The sequence below is a fragment of the [Flexibacter] sp. ATCC 35208 genome, assembly GCF_001975825.1.
Classification (GTDB): domain Bacteria; phylum Bacteroidota; class Bacteroidia; order Chitinophagales; family Chitinophagaceae; genus Chitinophaga.
The window spans coordinates 145010-151055 of the sequence record NZ_MTKN01000014.1; the positions used below are offsets into that span (position 1 = coordinate 145010).

Annotated in this window: 9 protein-coding genes; all 9 read right to left on the bottom strand. The window is 42.6% G+C overall.

The features are described 5' to 3' along the window. Positions 1-34: 34 nt before the first annotated feature. The 9 genes from BW716_RS11330 to BW716_RS11370 all read right to left on the bottom strand — a co-directional run bounded on the left by BW716_RS11330 (position 35) and on the right by BW716_RS11370 (position 5988). On the bottom strand, positions 35-1276 hold the full coding sequence (locus BW716_RS11330; protein WP_083722666.1) for a PQQ-dependent sugar dehydrogenase: 1242 nt from the start codon (positions 1274-1276) through the stop codon (positions 35-37). Between the two features lie 40 nt (positions 1277-1316). Next, positions 1317-1499 carry a hypothetical protein gene (locus BW716_RS11335; protein ID WP_083722667.1) on the bottom strand — a complete coding sequence of 61 codons (183 nt, stop codon included), beginning with the start codon at positions 1497-1499 and terminating at the stop codon, positions 1317-1319. A gap of 55 nt (positions 1500-1554) precedes the next feature. After that, positions 1555-1992 carry a hypothetical protein gene (locus BW716_RS11340; RefSeq protein WP_083722668.1) on the bottom strand — a complete coding sequence of 146 codons (438 nt, stop codon included), beginning with the start codon at positions 1990-1992 and terminating at the stop codon, positions 1555-1557. A 6-nt stretch (positions 1993-1998) separates the two neighbouring features. Next, a complete protein-coding gene (locus BW716_RS11345) occupies positions 1999-2466 on the bottom strand; it encodes a CYTH domain-containing protein (protein ID WP_083722669.1) in 468 nt (155 codons plus the stop codon). A 2-nt stretch (positions 2467-2468) separates the two neighbouring features. After that, positions 2469-3392, bottom strand: a complete 924-nt coding sequence (locus tag BW716_RS11350; protein ID WP_083722670.1) for a PHB depolymerase family esterase — start codon at positions 3390-3392, stop codon at positions 2469-2471. 152 nt (positions 3393-3544) lie between these two features. Further along, on the bottom strand, positions 3545-4060 hold the full coding sequence (locus BW716_RS11355) for a sigma-70 family RNA polymerase sigma factor (RefSeq protein WP_179091089.1): 516 nt from the start codon (positions 4058-4060) through the stop codon (positions 3545-3547). 187 nt (positions 4061-4247) lie between these two features. After that, complete coding sequence (locus tag BW716_RS11360) at positions 4248-4832, bottom strand: hypothetical protein (protein WP_083722672.1); 585 nt, start codon at positions 4830-4832, stop codon at positions 4248-4250. Next, positions 4816-5346 (bottom strand): GNAT family N-acetyltransferase, encoded by a 531-nt coding sequence (locus BW716_RS11365; RefSeq protein WP_083722673.1) that lies wholly within the window; start codon positions 5344-5346, stop codon positions 4816-4818. Before BW716_RS11365 ends, BW716_RS11360 begins: the two co-directional genes overlap by 17 nt. Before the next feature lie 123 nt (positions 5347-5469). Continuing rightward, positions 5470-5988, bottom strand: coding sequence for a Crp/Fnr family transcriptional regulator (locus tag BW716_RS11370; protein ID WP_255373868.1), 519 nt, complete (start codon positions 5986-5988; stop codon positions 5470-5472). Positions 5989-6046 lie beyond the last annotated feature (58 nt).

Genomic DNA, 6046 nt, shown 5'->3' on the forward strand with positions numbered 1-6046 from the left:
CCTGAGAATGGCTTCGATCCTGCAGCAGTCAGTACTATTTCTTGTGAATAGTATACAACCTGCCACCATCTGTAATCGCATACAAAGCCCCATCCTTCCCTTCAGTAATATCCCGGAATCGCTGTTGCTCATCAGCCAGCAACCTTTCCTCTCCTACTACTTTATTATCCTTAATCACCAAACGGGCAATGTGCATACCACTCAGTGCGCCAATGAAGAGGTTATTTTTCCACTCAGGAATCGCGCTGCCGGAATAGAAAGTAATACCACTTGGACTGATCACCGGATCGTAGTAATAAACAGGTTGTTCGAGACCAGCTTTTTGTTGAATACCTTCGCCGACTTTTTCACCAGAGTATTCAATACCGTAAGTGATCGTAGCCCAACCATAGTTCTTACCTGGTTCGATGCGGTTCACTTCATCCCCGCCACGTGGACCAAATTCAGTTTCCCACAGATCGCCGGTTTCAGGATGGAAAGCCAATCCCTGCACATTTCTATGTCCATAACTCCATATTTCTGCACGTTTATCAGTCTGACCGGCAAATGGATTGCCTTCTACAGGTTGGCCATCTTTGGTAATGTGTAAAACTTTGCCAAGGGCGGAATTCAGTTGTTGAGCCTGCGGTCTGGTCTGAAGGTCAGAGCGCTCACCCGTGCTGATGAAGAGGTTGCCGTTTTTATCAAAAACGATTCTACCGCCATAGTGGAGGGTGCCATTGTAGGCTGGTGTCGCTTTGTAAATAACGGTGGCGCCTTCAATGGTTTTTTCATCGGCGGAAAGTTTGCCTTTGGCTACGGCGGTCAGGTTACCTTCTGGCAGTGGGTCAGAAAATACCCAGTAGACCATTCTGTTTTTACTGAAATCAGGGTCTACCCGGATGCCTAAGAGACCTCCCTGGCCAGCAGAATTTACGGCAGGCAGACCAGTGATGGGAGCGCTGAGTTCACCGGTAGAGGTGGCTATGCGGAGATCGCCTTTTTTCTCTGTGATGAGGAAACGGCCGTCTGGTAGTTGGGTGATGCCCCATGGATTCTCGAGTCCGGTAGTGAGGACTTTGAATTCGTAAGGGGTTTTTGTTTTTACACCACCAATACGGGTTTGGCCTTTGAAGGCGGATTTGTAATCGGAATTGGGTGCTTTGGTTTCCACAGGTGCGAGGAGACTGTCGGTACCCGTACTGTCAGTTGGGTTATTGACATGCTCGCCACCTGAGGTGCACGACGCAAAGGTAATGGCCAGTACAGTCGCACAGAGTTGAATAGGTCTGATCATATTGATGGAATTTAAGTATGAAGTGTAGCAAAAATCGGGCTTATTCTAAGGGTTGTGAGAATATTGGAGGCTGGTTCGGGTTATCTTTACTGACTGTATTCATGCTATTATAGTTAGGATATTGATGATCCGGTTTGAGGTTATCTTTACTGACTGTATTCACGCTATTATAATTAGGATATTGATGATCCGGTTTGAGGTTATCTTTACTGACTGTATTCATGCTATCACAGCCAGGATATAGGTGATGCGGTTTGAAGCATCTGCATTAATCAGACTTAACCAATTACTGTCAAAATATCCTCCGCCCAATTCAAATTATCTTCACTCACTATTATAGTCCGAAAATTAAAATGATTACCCTCCATCTCCACTCCTTTTGAATCGTCTATATGCAAATCAATATTAAACGCAGGTGGATATTTGGATGGCTTCGCCGGTATACGTACAAATTTATTATGCACCTGCTGATTAATCACCTTGTCCAGTTTGATACCATATAAGTAAAACATCCACCAGATCTTGCATGGTGGCCGGTAAGATGTGGTGTATACATATACCTTATGCCCTTTGGCCTGACAGGTTTTCATCAACTCAATCGTACCAATACGCAGCCTCTCTACTTTCCAGAGTTTCTGCAAAAATGTACGCTCCTGTGTATCGAATTTCTTAGTACCGGGTATCAGTGTATCATCAAGGTCAAATGAGATAATCATATTAGGTCACCAGTTTTTATAGGGATGTGTAGTCAGGTTAGAGTTGTAGTATTTCTCTTCTCCTGTTACTTCTTTTGTTACCCATGCTGGAAGATCGAATGCCTCCTCTTCACTTTGCAGTTCTATTTCAGCGACCAGTAGTCCTTCGTTGGCACCAAGAAATTCATCTACTTCCCAAACTTTATTGTGGTAAGTGATTTTATATCGGATCTTGGAGAGTTCAGAGATAGCGAAATTATCCAGCAGCTCTTTGGCTTCAGTGAGTGGAATTTCGTAATCATATTCCAGGCGGGTAGCGCCAATCGAAATCCCTTTGATAGTGAGATAACCGGTGGTATCTGTCAGTCTGACCCGGATCGTTTTTTGCGGGTCGGTGACCAGGTAGCCTTGTCTGAAATGCTCTCCCTTTGGCTTTTCAACTTGTTGCCATTGGGAGAGGTTGAGAAGGAATTTTCTTTCTATTTCTTGTGCCATGGTTACAAAGATAGGGCATCTTTGAAGAAGAAATTCCAGATTACGACAGGGACATCTATGTCTTTATTGATGTGTCCTAACTTACTGATAGGAATGCGGAAATGCTTGTTTGGGATATTGTGACCACCGTCTTTTATAGTGACGAAACTTACTTTTTTGTTGTTAGCCTTGTTGTAGTAATTCATTTGAATAGCATTGTCTCCATAGTGTATTGTTGATATGTGCGATGCATTGCTGGCAGCGCGCCAGTGTTCGGCGGTGAATGGCGCACTTTCTGAGTAGCCGAAGCTTTTGCCATCGAGGGTGACTTCGCCGCCGTCGTAAGGGACAATACTGTCTTGTTGCCCGTTGATCAGGATGATGGAGACGGGTTGTTGTGTGATGTCTGCGCAAAGGTTATTTGCTGGTACGGGTAAGGTGGCGCCTATTGTGGCGAAGCCTGTGAATAGATCCGGAACAGTAGCAGCGAGTCTGAAGGCCATTTGGCCACCGTTGGAGAAGCCGATGGCGTAGACCTGGTTGATGTGGTATTGTTCTTTGAAGTAGTGAATGATTTGTTTTGTGAAAGTGATGTCATCTATGTTGAGTTGTTTGGCGGGGAATGGGGCCATTTTCCTACAATCATTCCAGTTATTCAAATAGCCTTGTGGGTAAACTATGATGGCATCCTGGGTTTTATCTGCCAGGAGATCGAATTCATGGCCGGTCAGGATTTGCATCATGAAGGATTTAAGGCGGGAGCCGTGGTAGACGATGATGAGTTTGGGGTTGGGTTTTAGATGTTTGGGTACATGGTAGATGAATGTACGATCACCCAGGTTGTGAGATTTGTTGGGATGTATGAGGTTCCATCTGTATGAATAGAGAAACAGGGCCGCGATGGCGGTAATTAATAGTAATAAAGCACCTAAGATCATTTTTTTCATGATTTTATAGGGATAGACGGGGGGCGGGGAAAAAAGACGCAGGATTTTGGGAATATTTTTTGGAGGGCAGATTAAAATTTCTTTTACGGTGTATAATTGGTGAGATTGCCTGGATTTATTGGTTTTAAAATGATTTTTTTAATACGGATTCTTTAAATTCCTTTTGGCAGATTATAATCAGTCACATTCCCGAATTTATCCGTTCTTAAAAAACAGCTACTCATCACCGTTTCTTTGATTTTCTTTCTAGCCCTTTGTACACGGGATTTCACCGTACTGAGTGGGAGATTATATTGCTCAGCATATTGCACCTGAGATATACCTGTGACTTCTATTGCTTCCATAACGTGCTTTTGCTCGTTCGGAAGGCTTTTAATGAGCAGGGAAATGCATTGGATGAGGGATTCGTTTCCTTCATTCAGATTGTTTTCTGTATCGATAACAGGCGTAGCGCGATTCGTTTTTCTATAATGATCGATAACGGCATTGTAGGTGATGACCTGCAGCCAGGAGAAGATTTTGTTATGATCTTTGAGGGTATCAATAGAATCATGGGCTTTGAGAAAGATATCCTGACGAATGTCTTTCAGGATGCTTTCATCTACATTTAATTTTTGAAGATAGGCGCTGATATGATCGTATAGTGCTATTTGAATCTCGTTCGTCATGAAATAATCTTTTAAGTCACCGTGATTGAAATTTTTCATCTCTGGCACATTGGTTAAGCCCGGGACACCTTCAATCCTGGATACGACATTTCTGGTGATGACAAAGGTCCGGTTTTCAAGATTCAAAAATACAATGAGAATAGGTAATTCTTCACTTTGTTTAATGGAAAATACTAGAAACTGACCGTTAAGGCCGTAGCCAAAGACTAATTGTTTTTAAATCAGCGAGGTCATTTTTTGGGGAGGGCGTAAATGTGGATAAATGTTGTAGCAGGTGATCTTTCGTATCTTTTACACTGGTGTATTCAATGAATATTACGGGGATACTGGTATGTTCTTTTAGGAAATTAAAATATTGTTGTTGGGAATGAATGAGTGCAAGATGTTTGGTAAAGTTTCTTCTTTGTCTGTTAGCATCGTTCTCTTTTCTTTTGATTAATTCCTGTAGGTCTGTATAAAAGAGGAAGTATATATCGGGAAATTGGATACGGTTTTCTTCGATAGCCCTGATATAATAGTCAGCGCTAATAGGCTCCTGAAAGGTCCAGTTATACCATAAGGGTTGGAAGATATCCCCATCTAATATAGAAGGCGTTTGTTGTTTCGCTAATTGATAGCGCTTGCATTGGTAGTCTATATATTGAAAAGGAGTTTCGTTGCTACTTCTTTTGAACAATACATTTGCTTCAGGAATAATATTGTATTCCTGTTGTAATGATTGGCATAAAGTCGTTTTGCCAATAGCACTGGGACCTTCAAAGCAGATAATCATTTTTAGGTAAGTTGTATACGAAATTATGTCGGTTTGGTTGATCAGGGTAATCCATGTCTACTTCTGCTACTTTGAGTGCACCAAGACGGGTTACAGCTATCTGGGAACGGAAATTATGTGCACCTACATGAAAGCCTACGTTATTTACAAATTGGAAGGCATAGTCCAGCATGAGTTTCTTTACTGATGTATTAAAGCCGGTGCCCCAGTATTTGGTGGCGTAAAAAGTGTAGCCGATATGAATGGTGCTTTGGGCAGGATCGAATTCATAGTAACGGGTACTGCCAGCGATTTCGCCAGTGGTTTTGTCTATGATTTTGAATGCGCCGTGGCTTTTGATGGCTGTATCAAAAAAGTCGCGGAAGACATCTTCTTTCCAACGGTCGTTTTGTGGGTGTTGTGCCCAGATTGCGGGGTCGGCAGCTACGGCGTATAAGGCGTTGTAGTCAGCTGGCTGCAATGGTGCCAATAGAATTTGATCGTTTTCTAAGGTGGGTTGGATATTGAAACTCATAGTACAAATTTAATACTTGACTGGATGATTCATGTAGTCCATTTGTAATAATGGGGGTAGTCCAGATTAGAGAATGTATTAGTTCTATATAGCGGATAAGGATTTCAACCTAAGTAGTCCGGATTAGTGAGATTGTTTCATTTGGGCATGGCGGATTCTGCTGAGGGTTTCTCTCGATACGCCAAGGAAAGACGCGATCAGATGAAGCGGTACTCTATTAAGTAAATCAGGAAACTTATTCACAAACTCCTGGTATTTCTCTTCGGAAGTCGCACTGATATTACTCAGGATCCTTTCGTAACTGGAATAGAGGCTTCGGCTGATGAGATCTTGCGTATAGGCTTTTAAACCCGGAATGGTATTGACCAAATGGCTGATGTGCTCATGTGTCCATAATAAAACAACGGAATCTTCCATGGCTTCAATATTCAGCCTGGACACCGTTTGGTTCTTAAGGCTTTGGCCGTCAGTAGTCCAGCTGCCTTCGGTGGCGAATCCAAGGATATGCTCGGAGCCGTCGTCCTTTATATAATATGTCTTGAGCAGGCCTTCGGCCACAAACATTTTATATTGACATATCTCTCCTTCCTGGAGCAGGAGTTGTTTTCTGCGTACTTTTCTGACTAATGTACGCGAATTGATTTCCTGTAATTCTTCAGATGTAAAGGAATGTTGCGCAGTTAATAATGAAGTTGTTTAG